Raw genomic sequence first — 24,611 nt, forward strand, 5'->3', positions numbered from 1 at the left:
GTCCTCGAATTATTGTGTTTGGCATGAGGTGATGCGACTTGAGGTCATACTAAACGAGTGTTCAGCAAGACGGCAATCTGCGAGGAAATTGGCTGTAACAGCCTTAAAAGATCTTTAAATAATTGTTTCTATTGAATATTTTCCTACCTCTTGGCCGTACCGCAGCTGCGCTGTTACAACTTTGAACAACTGGGTACAGGGCACCGCAAACCACTGTGGGAGCGAGCCTGCTCGCGATAGCGGTCGATCAGTCAACAGAGATGTTGAATGTGGCGCCGCTATCGCGAGCAGGCTCGCTCCCACAGGGAATGCGCTAAATCAAGGAATCAAACGGTCGGCAGGCTCGGCGCCAACACCGTTTGGCGTTTGCGGTGAATCAGGAAATACGCGCCGTAACACAGCGCCATGAACCCAAAGCCCCAATACAGCGAAGGACGCTGGGTTTCATCCATGGCCAGGAATACGAACAGCGAGCAGCACAAGGCAATGCAAAGGATTGGCAGCAGCGGGAACCACGGCGCACGGTATTTCAGGTCGCTGAGCTTGCCGCCATCGCGGATATAGGCGCGGCGGAACTTGTACTGCGCCAGTGCAATGACGATCCAGGTCACGGTGCCGGACATCCCACTCACCGCCATCAGCACCATGAACAAGGTGTCGGCAGCGATGAAACTGGTCATCAGCGACACCAGCGCGAAGCACAAGGTGATGCTCAGCGCCCGTAATGGCACGCCGCGTTTGCTCAACGGCGAGAGACTTTTCGGCGCCATTCCGGTCTTCGACATGGCCCATAGAATCCGGGTCGAAGCGTACAGACCGGAGTTACCAACCGACAAAATTGCCGTGAGGATCACGAAGTTCATCAAGTCGGCAGCGTAAGGAATGCCGACCATGTCGAACACCTGCACGAACGGGCTTTCCATCAAGCCGGCCTGCTGCCACGGCACAATGGCCGACAGCACTATGATCGCCAGCACATAGAAGATCAGCACGCGGAACACCACGTTGCGCACAGCACGCGGGATGCTTTTTTCCGGTTGATCGGTTTCGCCGGCAGCCACGCCCATAATCTCGCACCCCTGGAAGGCGTAGACCACGGTCATCATCACCGCGAACACTGCGGGCAAGCCGTTGGGGAACAACGAGTCGCCGATCAGGTTGCTCATCATCGGCGCCGGTGCGCCACTGGTCAGCGGGATCGCGCCGAAGATCACCAGGACGCCGACCACGATGAAACCGAGAATCGCCGCAACCTTGATTCCGGAGAACCAGTATTCCGCTTCACCGAAAGCACGAGTGGCCAATGCATTCAGCCCGAACAAGACGACCACGAACAGCGCCGACCAGTACCAGATCGGCACTGTCGGGAACCAACGCACCATCAACATCCCGGCCGCGGTGAATTCCAGGCCGACGGTGGACGCCCAGCTCATCCAGTACACCCAGCCGATCATGAACCCGGTGGCCGGGCCGATGAACTTGGTGGCGTGGGTCTGGAACGAACCGGACACCGGCATCTGTACCGACAATTCACCGAGGCAGACCATCACCAGGTACATCAGGAAGCCGGCGACCAGGTAGGCCAGAATCGCCCCCACCGGACCGCCCTGGTTGATGGTCACGCCAGAGCCCATGAACAGCCCGGTGCCGATCACGCCGCCCAGCGAGAGCATGAATATGTGCCGGCTTTTCAGGGCACGGGTCAGTTGGATGCCTTTGCGTTCGATAATTTCGCTCATGTCGGCACCTCAGTAGTCGGCGAGGTGCGCGGCGGATGACAGGACGTCATGACGCTGGGAAGGATCAGCTTTACGGCAGTTCATTATTATTATCTCCAATAAGCTTCGAAGACCGCGCTGACGGCGGTTGCGTCGATTATTGGAAACCCGTGTAAGTTCACGTTGAACGTAAAGATCAAAGATGTAAAAAGTCGTAACGATCTTGTATGTCAGGCGTTCAACAGCTCGGCCAGCGTCTGTTGCGAACGCTGCAATTGCTCATGCACCTGCGGTGCCAACGCCCGCAACGCCGACTCATCGTTGACCAGCGCCGCCTCTTCCAACAAACGCAGCACATTGGCCAGTGCGCGAAAGCCCAATGAGTCGCTACTGCCGGCCAAGCGATGGGCCAGGTGGGCGACTTCGGTGCAATCGTCGGCCTCGATGGCCTCCGTTAGCGCCTCTTGATGCTGAGTGATCGAATGACGCAACACCGCGAGCAAGCCCTGAACCTTCTGTTCACCGAGCAAGGTCCGGTGAGTCTGTAACAGCGGCCAATCCATCGCCTCGTCATCGGGGTGCGGCTCGGGAATTGGCGACTGCCCGGCCAGCGCCTGCCGCAGGTTTTCGAGCTTCAAGGGTTTGGCGAGAATGCCGTCCATGCCGGCATCCAGATAACCGCGCACCAACGCCGGTTGCACGCTGGCCGTCAGGGCAAAAATCCGGCTATGACGGTTCGGCCCGGCGCTGCTGCGAATCAGTTTGCACAGCTCGACGCCGCTGATACCCGGCAGGTGCACATCGAGCAGGATCAAATCGAAGGTCTGGCTCGCGCATTGCGCCAGCGCCTGTTCGGCCTCTTCGGCGAGCCAGACCTGGTGCCCGTCGCGTTGCAGCAAGCCGCTGACCACGTCACGGTTCAGCGCCACGTCCTCGACCACCAGAACGTTCAGCATGTGACCCGCTGCGCTGCTCGATACCACATTGCTCATGCCGGTGGCCGGTTGCAACGTCAGCTCGAACCAGAAACAGCTACCCTGCCCCCTCTCGCTCTGAACACCGATCCGTCCGCCGAGTTGCTCCACCAAATGCTTGCTGATGGCCAGGCCGAGCCCGGTACCGCCAAAGCGTTGCGCAACATCTTCGCTGGCCTGAGTGAAACGTTCGAAAATCTTTGCCTGCATCGCCGGAGCAATGCCGATGCCGTCGTCAGTCACGCTCAGCCGCAGCCGTTGGCCGGTTTGTCCCGAATCTTGCGCCAGCAACGTGACTTCGACGCTGACCCGCCCGCCCTCGGTGAACTTGATCGCGTTGGCCAGCAGGTTGCTCAGCACCTGACGCAAGAACTGCTCGGCGCCGTGATGCCTGTCGGCGACCGGTGGATCGATGCGGCAGTGCAGTGTTGTGTCGTTGCTCAGCGCGCGCGGCTCCAGCAGCGTCAGCACCTCGTCGAGCAAGTGCCGGATCGAGAAGTCGACCGGCTCCGGGTGGGTTTCACCCTCTTCCAGCCGGGCGAAATACAGCACTTCGTTGAGAATCGTCAGCAACCCTTCGCCAGCCTTGTACAGCGCATCCAGACGTTTGCCGTCGCGCTCGCCAAGACTGGCACCGCGCAGCAACTCGGCCATGCCGAGGATGCCGTTGAGCGGCGTGCGCAGTTCGTGGCTCATGGTCGCCAGGAACCGCGACTTGGCGAGGTTGGCCGCTTCGGCTTCGTCCTTGGCGCGCATCAGGCTGGCCGTGCGGCGCTCGACCATTCTCAGCAGCTCATCGCGGTTATTCTGCAACGCCAGGCGATCGGTTTCGCGCCGATCAATGTCACTGAGGATCGCCCGGCGCATATCGTCCAGCGCATGAGCCACCGTGTCGATTTCGTCTTCGTTGGCGCTGCGGCTCTTGTCCAGATGCAAAGGCTCATGCCAGTCACCGGCGGCGATGCGCCGGGCAAACCCGGCCATGACTTGCAGGTGCCGCGTGACCAGACGGTAAAACAGTCCCGACAGGGCCACCGCCAGCCCGCAGAGAAACACGCTCATCCATAACAGACTGGTCAAACCGGTGGCGAACAGCCGCTGATGCACCGCGCCCAAATCAGTGCTGACCTCTAATTGTCCCAAATGCCGCACGGGACCTGTTGGCGGTTGGTAGTCCAGTTCAAAACGCTCGACGCGCAACGGTCCGATCGGGTCCTGGTTGCCTTGCAGCAGATCGAAGTCCGGGCTGGCCAGACGAACCCGTGCCACATCGGAGAAATCCACCAGACCGCGCAGTTGCACATTCAACTGTTCCTGGTTCAGGTCCCAGAGGCTGCGTTCCAGGCTGGCCAGGTAACCGGCGCGAATCAGCTCCATGCGCGAGTCGATGTCACGCATCTCGCGGCGGTATTCGAAATACAGTTGCACGGTACTCGCCAGCATGGTGAAGCACAGGCTGAACAACAGAATGAACAGCAGCAGGCGCCGCAACAGTCCACCGGGCCGTGCGCGAATCATTGCGCATCTGCCGGCAGTTTGATCATGTCGCGATAGGTCACTTCACTTTCGTTCAGCCAACGGTCGATTTCCCCGGCATCGACCATCCGCTTCAACTGCGCATCGATGTCCGGCATGCGGCTGGCCAGCGGAGAACGGCGTGACACCGCAACCCGCAGATAATCCACGCTCAAGGCATTCGGCAAGGCCACGATGTCTTGCGCCCCTGGCAGGTTTTCGACGTACAACTGCCCGGTGCGCCGTTCCGAGGTGATGAAGTCGATGCGCCCGCGAATCAGTTTGCCGAAGTTCTGGCTACTGTCGGACACCCATTCGATGTTCTGGTGTTGGGCGACCAGGCGGTCGAAATCCACGCCGTAGCTTTCACCGAACAACAACCCGCCCCGGTAGTTGGCCAGGTCCTCCAGGCGTTCGAACTTCACCGGGTGCTGACGATTGGTGAACAGCGCGACCTCTTCGCGCAACACCGGCACCGTCGAAAACACCATGCTCTGCTCGCGTTGCACAGTGCTGTAGGCCAGCACCACGTCGACCCGGCCTTCGGCAGCGTCCAGCAGGCAGCGTTTCCAGTTGCCCAGCACGACGGACTCGACCTCGTAGCCCAGTTGCCCGAAAAGGTTTTTCACCACGCTGGGGGCCAGGCCGCGGACCTGTTTACCGTCGCTCCAGGAGATTGGCGGGTACACCGGATAGTCGCAGTAGCGAACCTTCTCCGCCGCTATCGCGCTGTTGGACAACAGCGCCAACATCAGCCCAAACAGCCGCAACATACGGCTCAGGCCGCGACGCTGGCGGTGAACAGGTAACCGGCGCCGTGGATGGTGATGATCAATTGCGGCTCGGCCGGATCGTCGTTCAACTTGCGCCGCAAACGCCCGACCAGCACATCGATGGAACGATCGTTAGGCACCCACTCGCGGTTGCGGATCTGGTCCATCAACTGGTCGCGACTCAAGGTGTGGCCGCTGTTGCGCAGGAATACGCTGAGCAACTGGTACTCTCCATGGGTCAGCATCGTTTCGCTGCCGGCGTGGTCGATCAGCCGTCGGCGGTCGGTGTCCAGGGCCCAGGCGGCGAACTGCTTGACCGGCCGAGGGATCGCTGCAACCGGTTGCGGCATTTGGGCATGACGAACCCGTCGTACCAGGTTTTTTGCCCGGGACACCAGTTCGCGTGGATTAAGGGGTTTGATCACATAGTCATCGGCGCCGCATTCAAGGCCGACGATGCGGTCGATTTCATCATTGCGGCCGGTGATCAGAATGATCCCGACCTCCGAACGGACCCGCAGCTCCCGGGTCAGGGTCAGGCCGTCCTTGCCCGGCAGGCGAATATCGAGCATCACCAGATCGACAGTCTGGCTCGCCAGAAAGGTTTCGGCGAGTTCCGCCGTGGCGGCGCAATGCACTTCATAACCTTCCTGGGACAGGTAGGCGTGCAGCAGTTCGCGAATCAGCGGATCGTCATCGACGATCAGTACCCGAGGAGCCATCGCTTGGAATCCTGCGTATGCCCGAAGGCGTGTTTCTTATTAGAGTTTTTTCCTGCACTGGCGCCAGAGAGTATCCATTGCTGAACGGACGATCAACAGCCCGTCGTCTGCAAGCAAAAACGCTGGCGCCCACCGGCCTGTAAACCGTCGACCCAGGCTTCGCAAATCTGCATGCCCTGCTCCGGGGTAAAGGTCCCCGGGTTGAGTCCCGACTCCAGCCACAAGCCGTCGAGCAAGGCACTGAGGCTGATGGCCGCAAGATCGGCGTCGAAGTGCTCCCAGCCCTCCTCCTGCGCCAACTCGGTCAGCACCTTGCGCAATATGCCGCGGTACTCGCCATAGGAATGATCGTGCGCCTGGTTGATCGCCTCCGCGGTCTTGACTGCCCCCCAGAACGCCAGCCAGGCGTCCAGCAGTTGCGGGTCCAATATCTCGGCGGAAAACGAGCCGCGGAAGAACGCCGACAAACGCTCGCGGGCATTCGGTGCAGCCTGTTCCATGGCCTCGCGCAGCAGGCTCATGACCCGCCCGGTGATCGACATGTAAGCCTCGGCCACCAGTTCGTCTTTGCCCGAATAGTGATGGCTGATCAGCCCGACCGAAACCCCGGCCTCAGCGGAAATCTTGCGGATCGATGCGCCCTGGAAGCCGTGGCGCTTGAGGCACACCAGTGTTGCCTCGATCAGGTTGGCCTTGCGCAACTCCGGCTCCATGCGGGAAAAACGGGCTTCCTGACTCATGCGCGACACTCTCCATAGATCAATCGGTAGGGACCTCAGCCGGGAAGACCGCGGGCTAAACGACTGTACAGCAAGAGCGACAAAAGTCTCCAGCGTCAGATCCCGGGTTTTCCCGCACGGCTCGGTCAGTCGCCCCGTTGCAATTACTTGCTGGCCCAGGCGTTGAAGCGCTCTTCGAGTTCCTCGCCATGATCGACCCAGAACGGCACGTTCATCGACAGTGCACCCTTGAGGTTTTGCGGGGCAGTCGGCACCCATTGCGCCAGTTTGCTGTCCAGTCGCGCGGCGGCCTGGGTGTTGGTCGGGCCGTAAGGAATCTGCTCGACGTACTTGACCTGGGCATCCGGCTGGTTGGCAAAAGCTATAAATCGCTTGGCCTGATCGACGTGTCTGGAGCCCTTGATGATCGCCCAGTAGTCCATGCCGTACAGGCTCCCCGGCCAGACCAATCCGAGGTGACTGCCGCTTTGCGCGGCAGCAGCCACGCGCCCGCTGTAGGTCGAGGTCATCACCACATCGCCGGCGGTCAGCCATTGCGCCGGTTGCGCGCCGGCTTCCCACCACTGGATATGCGGCTTGAGTTCGGTGAGCTTGGCGAACGCCCGGTCGACGCCCTGCGGAGTGCTCAGCACCTTGTACACGTCCTCGACTTTCACCCCGTCCGCCAGCAAGGCGAACTCCAGGTTGTACACCGCACGTTTGCGCAGCCCGCGTTTGCCGGGAAATTTCTGCACATCCCAGAAGTCGGCCCATGAGGTCGGAGCCTGCGCCAGCTTCTGGGTGTCGTAGGCAATCGCCACGCTCCAGACCAGCGCGGCGGAACCGCATTCCTGCGCGGCCTCGGGGATCAACTGCTCGGCGTGTCCCAGAGCTTTCCAGTCCAGGCGTTCGTACATGCCTTCGTCGCAGCCGCGCATCAGGTCCGGGCCTTCGATCTGCACCACGTCCCAATCGACGTTGCCGGTATCGACCATCACTTTGATCCGGGCCATTTCGCCGTTGTATTCGCTCTGGATCAGCTTGCTCCGATCCGCCGTGCTGAAGGGTTGGAAGAACGCCACATCCTGGGCTTTTTGTCCGGCTCCGCCGTAACCTACCACCACCATCTCCGGTGCTGCCTGAGCGTTGCCAAGGCCAATGGCCAAGGTCAACAACAAGGGATAAAAACCGTGCTTGAGCGTGTTCGATTTCATCAGTGGTTCCTCGTGCAGGTGTCACTCAGGCAATGCCGGCGTGACCCATTTTTTATTGTGGTGAGGTTCGCCCCAGGAGTGGGCGCCAAAACAAGCTACTGCAAGCATAAGTAAAAAAACAAGTTGATTTTTTACTGACGGTAAATTTCTATAGGGCAATAATAACAACGCCGAAAACCCGGCCTTTCGGCTTCAGCCCGCCTGGAGTACCCGTACCATGCCGACCTCGACCCCAGCTTTTGCGCATCTGTTCGAACCCTTGCAGATTCGTGGCAAACGCCTGAAAAACCGCATCATGTCCAGCGGGCATGACACCTCGATGCCCACCGACAACCTGGTCAACGAACAACTGATCGCCTATCACAAGGCACGCGCCGAAGGTGGTGTCGGGTTGATCGTGTTGCAAGTGGCCGGTGTGCATGACAGCGCGCGCTACACCTCGCATGTGCTGATGGCGACCGACGACGCCTGTATCGAGGGCTATCGAAAACTCGCGCAAAGCTGCCACGCCCACGGCACCGTGGTGCTCTCGCAGATCTTCCATCCGGGACGCGAGATCATGGAGTCCAGCGATGGCCTGCTGGCAGTTGCCTATTCGCCTTCGGCAGTACCCAACGAGCGTTTTCGGGTGATGCCGCGCGCGCTTGATCAGGCGATGATCGACGAGATCGTCGCCGGTTATGGTGCCGCTGCCAGGCGCCTGTATCGGGCCGGGCTGGACGGTGTCGAAGTGGTCGCCAGCCATGGTTACCTGCCGGCGCAATTCATCAACCCACGGGTCAACCGCCGCACCGACGACTACAACGGTGACCTGCAACAGCGCCTGCGCTTTTTGCGCGAAGTGATCGCCGCCGTGCGCGCCAACACCGACGAGCAGTTCATCATCGGCTTGCGCATTTCCGCCGATGAGCGCGACCCCGAGGGGCTCACCGAAGACGAGTCGCTGCAAGCGGTCAAATCGCTGCAAGCGCAGCTGGATTATGTGCACATCGTCGCCGGAACCTCGGCGTCGTTGGGTGGCGCGGTGCACATCGTGCCGCCGATGGCGATCGAAGCCGCTTACCTGGCCAAGGAAGCCGGAACCTTCAAGGCCAGCCTGAGCATTCCGTTGTTCGTCACCGGCCGGATCAACCAGCCGCAGGAAGCCGAACTGATTCTGGCGCGTGGCCAGGCCGATGTGTGCGGCATGACCCGTGCGCTGATTTGCGACCCGCAAATGCCCAACAAGACCGACGCCGGCCGCGCCGAAGATGTGCGGGCCTGCATCGCCTGCAATCAGGCGTGCATCGGGCACTTCCACAAAGGTTTGCCGATTTCCTGCATTCAGCACCCGGAAACCGGTCGCGAGCTGCTGTTCGGCCAGCGACAACCGACCACCCAGCGCAAACGCATCATGATTGCCGGCGGTGGTCCGGCCGGGATGAAAGCTGCGGCAGTGGCTGCGCAACGCGGGCATGAGGTGACGCTCTACGAGGCCAGTTCGCAACTCGGTGGGCAAGTGCTGCTGGCGCAACTGTTGCCACGGCGCAGCGAGTTCGGCGGTGCCAGCACCAACCTGCAACGCGAAATGGAACTGGCCGGGGTGCGCGTGGTGCGCAATACCCGGGTCGACCGCGCCTTGGTGGAGCGCGAACAGCCGGACATGGTAATCGTCGCCACTGGCGCCGAGCCCTACTGGCCGGCATTCGAACGCGGCGGTGAGTTGCAGGTGGTGGACGCCTGGCAGGTGCTGCGCGATGAGGTGCAGATTGGCCGTTCGGTGGTGGTGGTCGACTGGCGCTGTGACTGGATCGGCCCCGGCATTGCCGAACGCCTGGTGCGCGCCGGACACCAGGTGCAACTGGCGGTCAATGGCACCCACTGCGGGGAAAACCTGCCGCTGTACGTGCGCGATCAACTGGCCGGCGAACTGCATAAGCTGGGTATCCCGATCACGCCTTATGCGCGGCTTTACGGTTGCGACGACAACACCGTCTACTTGCAACACACCGCCAGCGGCGAACCGATGCTGTTTGAAAACGTCGATACGCTGGTGCTGTGTCAGGGCCATCAGCCGGTGGATACCTTGGGTCTCGAGCTGCAAGGTCTAGTGGAATTTCGGCGGATCGGCGACTGTCTGGCCCCGCGCACCGCCGAAGAAGCGATTTATGAAGGCTTGAAAGTCGCCTGGGAGCTTTGAGGCTGTTTATACTCCGGGACTTTTACGTCTGGCTGCAAGTCAAGCACAGTCCATGTGGGAGCGAGCCTGCTCGCGATGACGGTGCATCAGTCAATGTTGATGTGACTGCCATGTCCATAGCGGCGCGGCCGAACCGCATTTTCTCGGCACGCGGATTCGCGGCCTGCGCAAACGTCGGGGCATGACTCTGGCGGAGCTGGCGCACATGAGTGAGTTGACGGCAGGCTACATCAGCCAGCTCGAACGCAACCTCGCCTACCCGTCGATTCCCGCGCTGTTCAACATCGCCCGAAGCCTGGGCGTGACCATCCAGTGGTTCTTCGCCAGCGAAGCCAACACCGCCCCCGAAGACCACGGTTACGTGGTGCGCAAGAACAGCCGCATGAGCGTGCATTACGAAGACGGCATCGTCGACCAACTGCTGACCCCGCAACCCAACCGTCAGCTGGAAATGCTCCATTCACGCTTCCCGCCAGGCACCTACAGCCAACACAGCTACAGCCATGAAGGCGAGGAAGCCGGCTATCTGCTGTCGGGCACTTTCGAGTTGTGGGTCGCAGAGCGTCATTTCCAGCTCAACGAAGGCGACAGCTTCAGTTTTTCCAGCCAGGAACCCCACCGTTATGGCAATCCCGGCGACGTCGATGCGGTGGTGATCTGGGTGATCACCCCGCCTACATTCTAGCGACGCACGCGCCCATTCGACTGAGTGGCGCATGCACGCTTCAAGGTGTCACTCGGCAACTCCTTGAACAGCGCCCGGTAGCTGCTGGAAAACCGCCCAAGGTGCCAGAACGACCAGTTCATCGCCACTTCGGCCACCGTGGTGTCGGTCGCGGTACGGTTGAGCAACTCCCGACGGGCGCTGTTGAGCCGGCGCAAACGCAGCCATTGCGTCGGCGCCATGCCGGTGTAGGTCTTGAACGCGTGTTGCAGCTGACGCAATGACACTTCGGCGACCTGGGAAAGCTCCAGCAAATTGAGGTTCTCTTCCGGCGTATCCGCCGCCCATTCACCGATCCGCTTCATGATCGTTCGCTCCCCTGCCCGGCGCTGCAACGCGCCCTGGTCCAGGCAAACACAGGCGTTGTCGAGAATGAACAGGCAGTCGTCCAGCAGCTGTTGAGTCAGCGCGTCCTTGCTCGGCGGATCGATGGTGTGTGACAGCCGGGTCAAGGTGCCGCTCAGCCAGCGGCTGAACAGCGCGTTCTGCTGCGAATTGAGCGGCGCCATGAACAGGCCTTCCAACCGCTCGACGTTCAGGCCGTTGCGCTGAACGAATTCCGGGCCGAACACCACGGCCACTTCCTGATAGTTCTCTGGGGTGATCCAGATGTTGCGACTTTCGCCGTTCAGCACATACAGCGCGTTGTCACTGCGATCGAAACAGAACGCCAGTGAGCCCGGCGGCGCGCTGAAATTCTGCTCGACGCGGGTGTTCATGCACTCCTCGTAAATCTCCACGCCTTGCAGGTCCAGATAACGCACCAGGCCTGCGAAATGCCCGGGCGACATCTGCTGATAGTGCTGCACCCACCCAGGGGTCGCGCGGATCTGTTCGGCGACATCAGCGGTGTTGAAAGCCTGCACGTGCAAGGGGTTTGACTCTGTCATGGAGTGACCTGTACGCACTTTTTTGGTGCGTTTTGGTGCTGCTTAAAGTGGATAGATGGATCGAAACGCGTCGACCAAGATAGTCGTCAACGCGCTACAGGGAAAGTCTCTCGCCACTTGTACGAGATGCAGAGAGCGACTCTGGCGCTGATAAAACCAACAACGAGGTCTTTATGAATGCCCCTTTCGATCAGCTGTCCTCATGGCTGAAAGAACACAAGATTACCGAAGTCGAATGCGTGGTTAGTGACCTGACCGGTATCGCTCGCGGCAAGATAGCGCCCACCAACAAGTTCCTGCATGAGCGAGGCATGCGCCTGCCGGAAAGTGTGCTGTTGCAAACGGTAACCGGGGACTTTGTCGACGACGACATTTACTACGACCTGCTCGACCCTGCCGACATCGACATGGTTTGCCGGCCGGATTCTTCAGCGATTTACCTGGTGCCGTGGGCGATCGAGCCGACCGCCATCGTGATTCACGACACCTTCGACAAGCTCGGTAATCCGATCGAGCTGTCGCCGCGCAACGTGCTCAAGAAAGTCCTCAAGCTCTATGCCGACAAGGGCTGGCAGCCGATTGTGGCGCCGGAAATGGAGTTTTACCTGACCCAGCGCTGCGAAGATCCGGACTTGCCGCTCAAGGCACCGCTGGGCCGTTCGGGCCGCGCCGAAAGCGGTCGCCAATCGTTTTCCATCGATGCGGCCAACGAATTCGATCCGCTGTTCGAAGACGTCTACGACTGGTGCGAACTGCAAGGTCTGGACCTCGACACGCTGATCCACGAAGACGGCCCGGCACAGATGGAAATCAACTTCCGTCACGGCGATGCGCTGGACCTGGCCGACCAGATCACCGTATTCAAGCGCACCCTGCGCGAAGCGGCGCTCAAGCACAACGTCACTGCGACCTTCATGGCCAAGCCGATCGGCGACGAACCGGGCAGCGCCATGCACCTGCACCAGAGCGTGGTCGACATCGCCACCGGCAAGCCGATCTTCGCCACAGACGACGGGCAGATGAGCGAGCTGTTCCTGCACCACATTGGCGGTCTGCAAAAGTACATTCCGAAACTGCTGCCGATGTTCGCGCCCAACGTCAACTCGTTCCGCCGCTTCCTGCCGGATACCTCGGCACCGGTGAACGTTGAGTGGGGCGAAGAAAACCGCACCGTCGGGTTGCGCGTACCGACTTCCGGTCCCGAGGCCATGCGCGTGGAAAACCGTTTGCCGGGCGCCGATGCCAACCCGTACCTGGCCATCGCTGCCAGCCTGCTATGCGGATACTTGGGAATGATCGAGCGCATCGAACCGAGCGCACCGGTGCAGGGCCGCGCCTACGAGCGACGCAACCTGCGCCTGCCGATCACCATCGAGGATGCACTGGCGTACATGGAAGACTGCCCGACCATCGAGCGTTACCTGGGGGCTAAATTCGTCCGCGGCTACGTCGCGGTCAAGCGCGCCGAACACGAAAACTTCAAGCGGGTGATCAGCTCCTGGGAGCGCGAGTTTCTGTTGCTGAGTGTCTGATCTCTATCAATTGAAACACTGCCCCCTGTGGGAGCGAGCCTGCTCGCGATGGCGGTGCATCAGTCAATGTTGATGTGACTGCCATGTCCTCATCGCGAGCAGGCTCGCTCCCACAAGGTCCGTGCCTGGCATTGGCCCGGGGGTGCAACAAACAAATCCAGAACATCGAAAACAATCATTCAAAGAGGTGTTGAAATGCGTCTATTGAAATCAGTCGTTCCCGCAGCGCTCGCGCTGTTCTGCAGCCTCGGCGCGCACGCGCAGCCGAGCGTCAGTGTGTACAACTGGACCGACTATATCGGTACGACCACCCTCGCCGACTTCCAGGCGAAAACCGGTATCAAGGTCATCTACGACGTATTCGACTCCAACGAAACCCTGGAAGGCAAACTGCTCGCCGGGCGTACCGGGTATGACGTGGTGGTGCCTTCCAACCATTTCCTGGCGCGTCAGGTCAAAGCCGGCGCGTTCCTCAAACTGGACCGTTCGCAACTGCCGAACTGGAAAAACCTCGACCCGAAATTGCTGAGGCTGCTGGAGAAGAACGACCCGGGTAACGAACATTCGGTGCCGTACCTGTGGGGCACCAACGGCATCGGCTACAACGTCGACAAGATCAAGCAAGTGCTGGGTGTCGATCACATCGACTCCTGGGCGGTGCTGTTCGAACCGGAAAACCTGAAAAAGCTCACCCAGTGTGGCGTGTCGATGATGGATTCGCCCGATGAAGTGTTCCCGGCGATGCTCAACTACATGGGCATGGACCCACGCAGCTCGAATGTCGAGGACTACAAGAAAGCCGAAGCCAAGCTGCTGAGCATCCGTCCGTACATCACCTATTTCCACTCCTCCAAGTACGTGTCGGACCTGGCCAACGGCGACATCTGTATCGCCTTCGGTTACTCGGGCGACGTGTTCCAGGCAGCAAACCGGGCGAAGGAAGCGAAGAACGGCGTGAACATCGCCTATGCGATTCCCAAGGAAGGCAGCAACCTGTGGTTCGACTTGCTGGCCGTGCCTGCCGATGCCGGCAACGCCAAACAAGCCCACGAATTCATCAACTACCTGCTGGAGCCGGAGGTGATCGCCAAGGTCAGCGCCACCGTCGGTTACGCCAACCCCAACCCTGCGGCCAAGCAGTTCATGGACGCAGAGCTGGTGAACAATCCAGAGGTCTATCCCTCCCAGGCGGTGCTGGACAAGCTGTACATCTCGACCACACCGACAGCGGAAATCATGCGCGTGATGACCCGCTCCTGGAGCAAAGTGAAGTCCAACAAATGAATCAGATCGCTATAAACCTGTCGGCGGAACACGCCCGCTCCTATTACAACGCCTCGGCCAATGCGATGGCGCAACACCCGACGCTGACGTCGGATCTGCAAGCCGACGTCTGTGTGATTGGCGGTGGTTTTACCGGCGTCAACACCGCGATTGAGCTGGCCCAGCGCGGACTCTCGGTGATTCTGCTGGAGGGGCGAAGGATCGGCTGGGGTGCCAGCGGCCGCAATGGCGGGCAGTTGATCCGCGGCATTGGCCACGACGTTTCGGGTTTTTCCCGTTATGTCGGCCAGGAAGGCGTGCGCTATCTGGAGCGCGCTGGCATCGAATCGGTCGAGGTGGTGGGCAATCGCATCCGCGAGCATGGCATCGACTGCGACCTGCGCTGGGGCTTCTGCGAACTGGCCAATACACCCGCGCAATTTGCGGCATTTCAAGTGGAGCAAGAAACCCTGGACGCCCAGGGTTATGCCCATGCAACCCGCCTCGTCAGGCCCGAAGACATGCGCCAGGTGGTGAACTCCGGTGTCTACGCAGGCGGACTGGTGGACATGGGGTCCGGTCATCTGCACCCGCTCAATCTGGTACTCGGCGAGGCTCGGGTCGCCGAGTCGCTGGGGGTGCGGATTTTCGAGCAAAGCCCGGCGCTGGAGATCATCCATGGCAGCACCGTGCAGGTTCGCTGCGCAGGCGGCACGGTGCGCGCCGGGAGTCTGGTGCTGGGCTGCAACGCGCACCTGGAGGATCTGGAACCACGGCTCAGCGGCAAGGTGCTGCCGGCGGGCAGTTACATCATCGCGACCGAGCCATTGTCAGCGCAGGCTGCCGCCGAATTGATCCCGCAGAACCTGGCGCTGTGCGACCAGAAAGTCGGACTCGACTACTACCGGCTTTCGGCAGACCGGCGCTTGCTGTTCGGCGGTGCCTGCCATTATTCCGGACGCGATCCGGCGGACATCGCCGCCTACATGCGCCCGAAAATGCTCAAGGTGTTCCCGCAGCTGGCCGATGTGCGCATCGACTATCAATGGGGTGGCAGGATCGGCATCACCGCCAATCGTTTCCCCCAGGTCGGTCGGTTGTCGCAGTACCCGAACGTGTTTTACGCCCAAGGCTATTCCGGTCATGGCCTCAACGTCACACACTGGACCGCGCGATTGCTGGCCGAAGCGATTCATGCCGGACACAGCCACGGCCTGGACGTCTTCAGCGCAGTGCCGCACATGACCTTTCCAGGTGGCCGTGCATTGCGTACACCGCTGCTGGCACTGGGCATGTTGTGGCATCGTTTGCGTGAGGTGCTAGGTTAATCGCCATCGTCATCGAATCGTCTGGAGCTTCGGGCAATGGCCACGATCGAACTGCACCGCGCACAACGGGATGAACTGGACTGCATCGAAAACCTGATGCAGTTCTATCTGTACGACTTCAGCGAGTGGCTGCCGCTGAAGATTGGCGCCCATGGATTCTTCCCCCTTCAGCCCATGCTCGACTACTGGCGAAAGCCTGCGACGCAAGCGTTCCTGATCAAGGTTGACGGAGATATCGCCGGGTTCGTGACGGTTGACGACGCAGTTCGTTTCGACGACGTGCAGTACAACATCGGTTATCTCTTCGTCAGCCGCCGCTATCGCGGGCGCGGCGTCGGCAGGTTTGTGGTGTCTGCCCTGCTCCAGCAGCTTCCCGGTCAGTGGCAGATTTTTCATATCGACGCCAATCAGCCGGCGCAGGCGTTCTGGTCAAAAATCATCCCTGAGCTGACCCTGGGTCAGTTCACTCTTCATCAGCTTCCCGTCGACGGCTACCCGTGCACGCTGTTCAAGTTTCGGTTCACTGAGGCTTGAACCGCTGACTGCATCAAATCGGCGGGCAACGGCTGGCGAAGTCCAGTCCCTGCGTCCAGACTCAGAGCAATAGACGATCCCCAGCGCTGACGACTCGAGGCTTTGAGCATGCTGCTTTTCCTGTTACCTCAGGCTGACTACGACCCCACTGAAAGCAGCGTGCCCTGGCAGGCGTTGCATGACGCCGGAATCGAGGTGCGCTTCGCGACGCCAAAAGGCTTGCCGGCCTACGCCGACGCGCGACTGGTGGACATCGGTTTCGGGCCACTGAACTCGTTGCTGATGACCCGCAAGGAAGATCTTCAGTGTTACGCGGCCATGACCGCCGACGAGGGTTTCAAATCACCCATGGCCTACGCCGAAGTAGACCCCGAGCAGTACGAGGGGCTGGTGATCCCGGGCGGCCATGCCAAGGGCATGCGCAGTTTGCTCGAATCCGAAGACGCCCGGCGGATTGTCCGGCACTTCTTTGATACACAGAAACCGGTCGCGGCGGTCTGCCACGGTGTCTTGCTGCTGGCCCGCACGCGGGATACCGATAACGTTCTTTCGGTGCTGCACGGGCGCAAGGTGACCGCGTTGCTGGCCAACACCATGGAGTTGCCAGCCTGGTGGATTACCGCACCGTGGCTTGGCCGCTACTACCGCACCTATTCGCAAACAGTGCAGGCCGAAGTCACTGCGGCATTGGCCAGCGTCCATGACTTCTTGCCGGGACCACGATTCGCGCAACGTGATTCGACAGAAAACCCGCAATGCGGATTTATCGTGCATGACGGCAACCTGTTGACCGCGCGTTGGCCGGGCGACTGCCACCGTTTTGCCGCGGAGCTGGTCAGCATGGTGTACCAGGCACGCAGTGTTCAGACCTCGCGCCGGGCCGACTGGAAAGTCAGCATGCATTGACGGCGTCGCGCATTTCACAGGCGCCCGCTGACCGACCACCAGCGCGGCAGCAACTGCTGAACCTTGCTTTCGCCAAAGCGGTCATCAATCAGCATCACCACGCCTTGATCCTGTTGGGTTCGAATCACCCGTCCGGCGGCTTGCACCACCTTCTGCACACCGGGAAACAGGTAGGTGTAGTCGTAACCTGCGCCGAAGATCGCCGCCATGCGCTGCTTCAACTGCTCGTTGACCGGGTTCAGTTGCGCCAGCCCCAGCGTCGCGATGAACGCCCCGATCAACCGCGATCCCGGCAAATCGATACCCTCCCCGAATGCCCCGCCCAACACCGCAAAGCCGATGCCCTGGCTCGCTGGCGTGAACTGTTCAAGAAAGGCCTGACGCCGGGCTTCGTCCATGCCGCGTGACTGTGACCACAGGTTGATCTGCGGCCAGCTCTCGGCAAACAACTGCGCCACTTGTTGCAGATAATCAAAGCTGCTGAAAAACGCCAGGTAATTGCCGGGACGCTCCATGAACTGTCGGGCCATCAACTCGACAATCGGCGCAAGCGAGGCCTGCCGGTGCACGAATCGGGTGGAGATTTGACTGACAATCTGCACCTTGAGCTGCTCGGCGCTGAACGGCGACTCGACGTCGATCCACACCGTGCTCGCCGGCAACCCGAGCAGGTCGGAGTAATAGCGCTGCGGGCTCAAGGTGGCGGAAAACATCACGGTGCTGCGCGCCGCCGTCAGGCACGGGCGGATAAACCCGGCCGGCACCACATTGCGCAGGCACAGTTGTGAAAGGCTGCGCGTGTTGCCGAGGTCGCGCTTGCTGATGTCGAACAGAAAATGCTCATCGAACAGCTCGGCGACCCGGCTGAATTGCAGCGCATCGAAATAGAAACTCTGCAACGCAGCGTCCAGCCCCTGCGGGTGATCATTGAGGTAATCGCCGATGGCCGTCGTGCAGAGCGACAGCGCTTGCAACAATTTGTCCGGGGCCTTCGCGTAGGCCTGATAAGGGCTGATCTGTGTTTTGTGCAGCGCATTCCATTCGCGGTTGACCCGCTGCAAGCTCTTCTTCAGCACCTCGGGGGCGCTTTTGCGCAGGGTATTCAAGGTGAATTGATCGAGGCTTGCGCTGTACATCTGCCGACCGCGCTCCACCAGGTTGTGGGCCTCATCCACCAGCACCGCGACTTTCCACTGGTTGGCCTGGGCCAAACCGAACAGCAACGCACTGAAGTCGAAATAGTAGTTGTAGTCGGCAACCACCACGTCAGCCCAACGGGCCATTTCCTGGCTCAGGTAATACGGACACACCTGATGTTTCAGGGCGATCTCGCGCAGGGCTGTCTGATTGAGCAAGGTCACCCGACTCGCCGCCTCGCGGGCCGCCGGCAAACGATCGTAAAAGCCTTTCGCCAACGGGCAGGATTCGCCGTGACAGGCTTTGTCCAGGTGCTCGCAGGCTTTGTCGCGAGCAATCATCTCCAGCACTCGCAACGGTAAACCGTCGCTGCCGTCGACGATCACCTGTGCCGCATCCAACGCCAATTTTCGCCCGGGAGTCTTGGCGGTGAGAAAGAACATCTTGTCGATCTGTTGTGGCGCCAACGCCTTGAGCATCGGGAACAGCGTGCCGACCGTCTTGCCGATGCCGGTCGGAGCCTGGGCCATCAGGCAGCGACCGGTGCTGACCGCCTTGAACACCGACTCGGCAAGGTGACGTTGTCCCGGGCGGAAGTCCGGGTACGCAAAGCCCAGCGCCTGCGCGGCCTGATTGCGCGCTTCGCGATGGGCCATTTCCTGCTCGGCCCACTGCAGGAACAACCCGCACTGCAGCGTGAAGAAACGCTCCAGCTCAAGCGCGCTCCAGGTTTCGACCAGGCTGGTTTCCTTTTCGCTGACGATATCGAAGTACACCAGCGCCAGCTCGATCTCGGCCAACTGCAGTTTCCGACACATCAGCCAGCCGTAGATTTTCGCCTGGGCCCAATGCAACTGGCGGTGGTTGGCCGGCATTCGCTCCAGTTCGCCACGGTAGGTTTTGATTTCCTCAAGGCGGTTCTGGCCAGGGTCATAACCGTCCGCCCTGCCCCTGACCGTCAACTGCCGATATTCGCCTTCCAGAGCCACTTCGTTTTGATAGGTCTCGCTACGCCGCGAAGCGACAGTGCGGTGACCGACGATGCCTTCCAGGGCAGTCGGCGACGGTGTGAAACGCAGGTCGAGATCACCGACCTTGGCGGTGAATTCGCATAACGCCCGCACCGCAACGCTGTAGCTCACGCCTCGTGCTCCACCCATTGCACATAACAGACAGCGATAGGCATCTGGTGCTCGTGGCAGAACTCCAGCCAGCGCAGTTGGTTGTCTTGCAGGCGATCGCCCGGGCCTTTGACCTCGATCATCCGGTAAGTCTTGTGTTGCGGCCAGAACTGGATCAGGTCCGGCATCCCGGCGCGATTGGCCTTGATGTCCAGCAACAGTCGATGGAACCAGTGCCTGAGGTGTTCAGCCGGCAGACAGTCCAGTGCCTGCTCAAGCAGCTCTTCGGTCAGCACGCCCCAAAACACGAAGGGTGACTGCACCCCCGACTTGGCGCGAAAACGCTGGCGGATGGTCTCGGCATAACGTCCATCGTCCAGTTCTGCCAGGCACGCCTGGAACAGCTCGGCACGCCGGGAATGAAAATCCTCGCTGAGCAGGTCCACCGGCCCACGCTGGAACGGGTGAAAAAATGCGCCAGGCAACGGTGCGAAAATCGCCGGCCAGCAGAGCAGCCCGAACAACGAGTTGATCAGGCTGTTTTCAACGTAATGCACCGGGGCTGTGGGTTCATCGAGATGAGCCTGGACGTAGAACTCGACCGACAGTGCCGGGTCGCTTCGCGACAGGCTCAGGTCCAGGCGCTCAACCTCGCGCGTCTTGACCCGAGGCGCCGGCGGGCCGCCGAGTTTACGCCGCAACCGGGGCAGCACCCGCAACAGCTGTTGTTGCTCGGCGGCGCTCTCCGGCGCGTGTTCGGCATGGGTCGCCAACTCCAGGGCCAATTGAAACTCGGCGCAACGTTCCAGCACCCGGATCAAGCGCAACCTGGCGCCGGGGTACGCGCATTCGCGGTAGATCGTCAGCGCTGCCGGGAAATCGGCGATGCGCTCGCAGTGTTGCCCGATCTGAAACAGCAGCTTGGCGCGGCGCCGCTCGAGCCAGGGGTTGGCGGTTTGCAGTGCCTGGATCTGTTCGACGACCTGTTCCAGCGCCTCCCCGGCTTCAAGACGCAGCTGACAATCGTGCAGATAGAGAAACGCCTCGACGTCGTCACGACTGCGCAAGCCTCGGGATTCGGCGCAAAACTCGACTTTCTCGTAGGTAAAGATCCCAAGGTCTGCCAGGACGAACTCCGACCAGTCCTGATACAGGTTGCCGAAGAACATCAGCCGCAGCCGATCGCACAGGTTCATGATGGTCAGGCTCAACAACCGGTCATCCAGCGTCGGACACCAGGTCTTGAAGGACTGCGCCTCGGTGAACTGCTCGCTCAGTGCGGCCAGCCACTCGGACTTCTTCGCTTTGGGTTGTTCGATGGCCGCGCTGAAGCACTGAAGGATTTCCGGTTTGAGCAGCACCTCGAACAGTTGCTCAATCGACAGCGGCGCCTTTTCGTCAACCCAGCCAAGGGTCAGCAAGGGCTCTGCCGCGCGGGCGATCTCGCCTATTTCGGCGTAATGCAACTTGCCGAAGCGAAAATGCTCGCCCTTGCGCATGACCATCCTGACCAGCAGTGCCTGAGAGGCGCGCGGCAGCTGGCCAAAATCAACGATGAATTGCTGCTCCTGCGCGCTCAGCACGTCGGCATAGCGCTGCTCAAGCCAGGCGAGTACTTGTTGGAAGTTGTTCAGGTAATAGAACGGATCTTCGAGCGGATTGACTGTCACGAATAGAAAGCGCCATGGCGAGCGGGTACTGGTTATGCGTACAGATATCAGCTGAACCCGGTGCTGGCAAATGGAAAGAGATAAGTGGAGGGTTTTGCGTAAAGAAGGTCACCATGTACAGGCACGACGCATGACCCGTAGCAGCTGGCGAAGCCTGCGTTCGGCTGCGAAGCAGTCGTAAATTCTACTTGCACGGTCTGCCTGACGTACCGCATGGCCCGATTTTACGGCCGCTTCGCAGCCGAACGCAGGCTTCGCCAGCTGCTACGGATCGCGTTACGGCTTAACGGGTCGTCATCATTCGGCTTTCGACTTTTTCCGTCATCAACCGAACTTTCCCGGAGTGAGTGACACCAAGAACAGTCAGTACCGAAATGACGCACCTGTGCGTCGAGACGATCAAAAGAATTCTGTAAGCGAGGTTTATTGATGAATATCCGCATTCTGAGCATGCCCCTGGCTATCGTAGGCTTGCTGGCATTAGGCGGTTGCGCGTCGCCAACGGTGGTGACGTTGCAGAACGGCACCCAATATTTGACCCAGGACACGCCGAAAACCAAAGGCACAGACGGTTTCATTGAGTTCAAGGACATTTCCGACGCCAAGATCAAGGTCAAGGCGGACGACGTCGCCACCATCCGCACAGAAAAATGATCGAAAGCCTCAGGGCATCTGCAATGCCGGGTCTTGCCCCGGGATACTGTTATCGCAGGAAATGACCTGCTCGCCGCGTCGCAACAACTGCCCCCTGATCATTTGGCAGCGCTCGTATTCCCGGGCATTCGCGTTGTCGATGCTGATGTTGCCGGTCACTGGCGGTTGCTTGCCGTCACCCAGGCTCAGTTTCACCCAGGGTTGTTCCGGCTGAATCTGGAAACGGCTTTTCTCGGGTCCAGGCTCGGCCTGTCCGACCTGCGCGGGGGTTGGCAGTTGATCGGCGGTCACGCCGTATCGGTTCAAAATCGAGYCATGAGGCAACTCCTCAGCCATCGCGCTCGCCGATAAAATCATCAGCGCTGCTGCGACTGCCTGCCTCTTGCTGTTACTCACTGTATTCAGTCTCCTGTTTTTCGGTTCACCGCGCCCGACGTCTGTGTCGCGCGCAAGATAGTGCCCTCTGGAAACGCATGGCCTGCCCGATGGTTTAATGCCATGGCAAAAAAAAACGGGGCACACACGAAAATTCTAATTTACGCCTGGCTCACCGGAACATTGTGGCTATGCTTTTCAGAGTCGACGGGCGCTTTCCTGAGCCTGGGAAAACGCTTTTGTCCGGTATTTGAGCCTGCCGTGTAGCGACAGGTCACCTTTTTCAATCAGAAGGAATTACCAGCGTGCAGCCCCTACAACGCCTTTTGAGCGATAAGGACTTCGCGCTTCCCCTGCCCGGCTTCAAAGTTCTGGCACTGGCCCTTGCTGTATTCGGACTCAGTGCGTGCAGCAGTATCCACGCGCACACCACCGAATACGCCGGGGCCCAGCACACAACCGCGACGTCCCCGGACTCGGTGCAAATACTGCGTACTGCGCCGACACGACCGTACACGCGGTTGGGTGAAGTGATTCTGCACACACGCACGCAGCCGGCCCCGCCCGTCAGCGAGTTCGAGCAGAGACTGCGTGAAGAAGCGGCGAAAATCGGCGGCGATGCGGTGGTGGTGATCTACGACATGACCCTGCCCATTTCGGATTACGTCAGCGTCGCGCTTCCGCTGGACCGGGATCTCCATTCCGAGCAGAGACGCAAGCTCAAAGGCATCGTGATTCACTATGAATAAACGCTGAAAAGCCCGACGCGAACCGAGGTTCGTACCGGGCTTTTTGGCGTCAGGCGATCACCACGCCTGAACTGGCAAGGTGATCGAGCCCGACCCCGACCAGCGTCACCGAGTCATTACCGAAGCTCAACACGGTATCCGCGCCTACGGCTTTGGCGTGGTCGCGTACGTCGTAGTTTTGCCCCACGCCTTCGACGCCGAGGAAGACCAGCTTGTCGCTGCTCTGGTAGCCGAGGATCCGGTCATTGCCGAAGTTGCCACTGAACAGGAAGGTGTTGCTCCCCCCACCCGACTCCATCAGGTCATTACCGGCACCGCCGACAAACACGTCATTGCCCTTGCCGCCGATCAGATGATCATTGCCGTCCAGGCCAAACAGCCAGTCGCCAGCTGCATGCGCCGTGAGGACGTTGTCCGCGGCATTGCCCTTCACCGATGACGCGTACTGGGTCAGGTTATTGCCGACCTGCAAGCCTTTGTCGGTGACGCTATGAGTCACGTCATCCTTGAGCAAGCCCCAGAGAAACCCCGGTTCTTTGCTGATGATGCTGCCGATATCGCGGGTGATGCTGATCCCGCCGTTGGCATCGCGCACGTACACAGTACCGGCGCCATCGTTGGCAAAATCGACGTTTTTTACTGACTGCTGCAAGTCCAGTGTGTTGCTGCCCTTGCCGCCCAACAGGATGTTGTAGCCACCGGCATCCCTGAAGGTGTCGTTGCCATCGCCGCCCTCCAGGTAGTCGTTGCCTTTGCCGCCCTGGATCAGGTCGTCACCGTTACTGCCGATGATGAAGGTACTGCCCTTGTGGGTTTCGGCGTTGCGGTTGAGGTCCTGAACCCAGGTGTTGCTGCGCGCCGGGTCCGACAGGTTGGCGACGATGATCGTCGAGTCCTTGCTGGTCAGGTCATAGAACTTCGACTCCAGCACCCGGGTCATGCCATCGCCGTAACCGGTGGGCAGATGGGAAATCCAGGTCGGGACGTTGAGGATCGAAAACGGCAACATGTTCCATGCCGCCGAGGCGTAATGGTCGTTGAAGCTGACGATGTTGTTGGTTGCCGAATCCTGATGCGCATCGTGTACGCCGACCGATGCCAGGTTGAACGTTGAACCGTCCAGCGCGCGGAATACCGGATCGTTTTCGTAACCGATGTTGAGCACCTTGTCGGTACTGCTTTGGGTCGGTGACGCGTAGGCGATGTAGTTGGAATCCTTGTAGAAGCCGTTCCAGTGATCGCCGCTCAGGTCCGCCAGGCTATTGACCGCCAGCCCGCCGAGACTGTGGCCGCTGACCAGTACGTCCTTGCCGCTCAGGCCATTGGCGGTGGCAAATGCGGCGACATTCTTGAGCAATGAACCAAAGGCTTCGCCGACGTAGTTCTTGGCATAGTCCTTGGGGCCCAGTGCCGCCATCAGGTCGTTGATCACATCGCCGATGGAGTCGCTGATCTGTATTTCACGGGGGCCACTGGTGCCGCGAAACGCGATGCCGATTTCGGTGAGATGGCCTTGAGCGTCGTACTTGCCGAGAATCTCGACCTGAGCGCTGGTGTAACCGGCTTTCTCGCCGAAGAAGGTTCCCCGCACATCGACCTTGCCGCCATAGCCTAACTGGCTGGCGGTGATCGGAGTCCAGCCGGCTTTTTGCACAGCGTCCAGCGCGGCTTTTTCCGAATCGGGGTTCCAGGGAACACCGGGAATCACCCCTTGCGAGTCGGTGCCGCCGATCAGTGCAGTGACCAGCGTCGCCGGCAGGCCGAGGCCGAAACCATTGTGCTGATAGCCCGTGGCAAAGCCATTGTCGAGGTTGTGATAGGAATACAGCGTGATCGCCAGCGCATCGGAAAACAGCGCTTTGGATTCGACTGAGTTGTGGTTTTTGTAGTCATAGACACCCATGGTATTGCCTC

General features: G+C 60.2%; 19 protein-coding genes and 1 pseudogene. 9 read left to right on the forward strand and 11 right to left on the reverse strand.

The window, feature by feature from the left end; genetic code table 11:
* Positions 1-326: 326 nt before the first annotated feature.
* The 6 genes from AC1DHT_RS15200 to AC1DHT_RS15225 form a co-directional block, all read right to left on the reverse strand.
* Complete coding sequence (locus AC1DHT_RS15200) at positions 327-1,739, reverse strand: amino acid permease (RefSeq protein ID WP_427546399.1); 1,413 nt, start codon at positions 1,737-1,739, stop codon at positions 327-329.
* A gap of 209 nt (positions 1,740-1,948) precedes the next feature.
* On the reverse strand, positions 1,949-4,210 hold the full coding sequence (locus AC1DHT_RS15205) for an ATP-binding protein (RefSeq protein ID WP_427546396.1): 2,262 nt from the start codon (positions 4,208-4,210) through the stop codon (positions 1,949-1,951).
* Entirely contained in the window at positions 4,207-4,980 is a 774-nt protein-coding gene (locus tag AC1DHT_RS15210; RefSeq protein ID WP_427546393.1) for a substrate-binding periplasmic protein, read from the reverse strand. The genes AC1DHT_RS15205 and AC1DHT_RS15210 overlap by 4 nt, the downstream gene beginning before the upstream one ends.
* A gap of 5 nt (positions 4,981-4,985) precedes the next feature.
* Positions 4,986-5,702 carry a response regulator gene (locus AC1DHT_RS15215; protein WP_427546391.1) on the reverse strand — a complete coding sequence of 239 codons (717 nt, stop codon included), beginning with the start codon at positions 5,700-5,702 and terminating at the stop codon, positions 4,986-4,988.
* Positions 5,703-5,794: 92 nt separating this feature from the next.
* Entirely contained in the window at positions 5,795-6,442 is a 648-nt protein-coding gene (locus AC1DHT_RS15220; RefSeq protein ID WP_427546389.1) for a TetR family transcriptional regulator C-terminal domain-containing protein, read from the reverse strand.
* Between the two features lie 143 nt (positions 6,443-6,585).
* Positions 6,586-7,635: an ABC transporter substrate-binding protein gene (locus AC1DHT_RS15225; protein ID WP_427546387.1), complete on the reverse strand. Its 1,050-nt coding sequence runs from the start codon at positions 7,633-7,635 to the stop codon at positions 6,586-6,588.
* Between the two features lie 217 nt (positions 7,636-7,852).
* On the opposite strand from AC1DHT_RS15225, the gene AC1DHT_RS15230 reads away from it, so the two are divergent.
* Entirely contained in the window at positions 7,853-9,814 is a 1,962-nt protein-coding gene (locus tag AC1DHT_RS15230; protein ID WP_427546385.1) for an oxidoreductase, read from the forward strand.
* Positions 9,815-9,968: 154 nt separating this feature from the next.
* Positions 9,969-10,499, forward strand: coding sequence for a helix-turn-helix domain-containing protein (locus AC1DHT_RS15235; protein WP_477761397.1), 531 nt, complete (start codon positions 9,969-9,971; stop codon positions 10,497-10,499).
* Here AC1DHT_RS15235 and AC1DHT_RS15240 read toward each other — a convergent pair.
* Positions 10,496-11,428 (reverse strand): helix-turn-helix domain-containing protein, encoded by a 933-nt coding sequence (locus AC1DHT_RS15240; protein WP_427547409.1) that lies wholly within the window; start codon positions 11,426-11,428, stop codon positions 10,496-10,498. The genes AC1DHT_RS15235 and AC1DHT_RS15240 overlap by 4 nt on opposite strands.
* 173 nt (positions 11,429-11,601) lie before the next feature.
* Between AC1DHT_RS15240 and AC1DHT_RS15245 the strand changes: the two genes are divergently transcribed.
* The 5 genes from AC1DHT_RS15245 (at position 11,602) to AC1DHT_RS15265 (ending at position 16,991) form a co-directional block, all read left to right on the forward strand.
* Positions 11,602-12,960, forward strand: coding sequence for a glutamine synthetase family protein (locus AC1DHT_RS15245; RefSeq protein WP_427547406.1), 1,359 nt, complete (start codon positions 11,602-11,604; stop codon positions 12,958-12,960).
* Between the two features lie 195 nt (positions 12,961-13,155).
* Positions 13,156-14,244, forward strand: a complete 1,089-nt coding sequence (locus AC1DHT_RS15250) for a polyamine ABC transporter substrate-binding protein (RefSeq protein WP_427540979.1) — start codon at positions 13,156-13,158, stop codon at positions 14,242-14,244.
* Positions 14,241-15,551, forward strand: coding sequence for an NAD(P)/FAD-dependent oxidoreductase (locus AC1DHT_RS15255; protein ID WP_427540976.1), 1,311 nt, complete (start codon positions 14,241-14,243; stop codon positions 15,549-15,551). Before AC1DHT_RS15250 ends, AC1DHT_RS15255 begins: the two co-directional genes overlap by 4 nt.
* A gap of 36 nt (positions 15,552-15,587) precedes the next feature.
* Entirely contained in the window at positions 15,588-16,085 is a 498-nt protein-coding gene (locus AC1DHT_RS15260) for a GNAT family N-acetyltransferase (RefSeq protein WP_427540973.1), read from the forward strand.
* A 108-nt stretch (positions 16,086-16,193) separates the two neighbouring features.
* A complete protein-coding gene (locus AC1DHT_RS15265; RefSeq protein ID WP_427540970.1) occupies positions 16,194-16,991 on the forward strand; it encodes a type 1 glutamine amidotransferase domain-containing protein in 798 nt (265 codons plus the stop codon).
* 14 nt (positions 16,992-17,005) lie between these two features.
* Here the strand turns inward: AC1DHT_RS15265 and AC1DHT_RS15270 are convergent, their stop codons facing one another.
* Entirely contained in the window at positions 17,006-19,270 is a 2,265-nt protein-coding gene (locus AC1DHT_RS15270) for an ATP-dependent DNA helicase (protein ID WP_427540967.1), read from the reverse strand.
* A gap of 74 nt (positions 19,271-19,344) precedes the next feature.
* A pseudogene (locus AC1DHT_RS15275) lies at positions 19,345-20,919 on the reverse strand (VRR-NUC domain-containing protein); the annotation flags it as partial.
* Positions 20,920-21,348: 429 nt separating this feature from the next.
* Here AC1DHT_RS15275 and AC1DHT_RS15280 point away from each other — a divergent pair.
* Positions 21,349-21,573 (forward strand): YgdI/YgdR family lipoprotein, encoded by a 225-nt coding sequence (locus tag AC1DHT_RS15280; RefSeq protein WP_427540964.1) that lies wholly within the window; start codon positions 21,349-21,351, stop codon positions 21,571-21,573.
* 9 nt (positions 21,574-21,582) lie between these two features.
* On the opposite strand, the gene AC1DHT_RS15285 is transcribed toward AC1DHT_RS15280, so the two are convergent.
* Entirely contained in the window at positions 21,583-21,969 is a 387-nt protein-coding gene (locus AC1DHT_RS15285; RefSeq protein WP_477761390.1) for a hypothetical protein, read from the reverse strand.
* A gap of 284 nt (positions 21,970-22,253) precedes the next feature.
* Between AC1DHT_RS15285 and AC1DHT_RS15290 the strand changes: the two genes are divergently transcribed.
* The gene (locus AC1DHT_RS15290; RefSeq protein ID WP_427540958.1) at positions 22,254-22,697 is read left to right on the forward strand and encodes a hypothetical protein; all 444 of its coding nucleotides are present in this window, start codon (positions 22,254-22,256) and stop codon (positions 22,695-22,697) included.
* 49 nt (positions 22,698-22,746) lie between these two features.
* Here AC1DHT_RS15290 and AC1DHT_RS15295 read toward each other — a convergent pair whose 3' ends face one another.
* Entirely contained in the window at positions 22,747-24,600 is a 1,854-nt protein-coding gene (locus AC1DHT_RS15295) for a polyurethane esterase (RefSeq protein ID WP_427540955.1), read from the reverse strand.
* Positions 24,601-24,611 lie beyond the last annotated feature (11 nt).

The organism is Pseudomonas sp. 05N432, assembly GCF_056396945.1.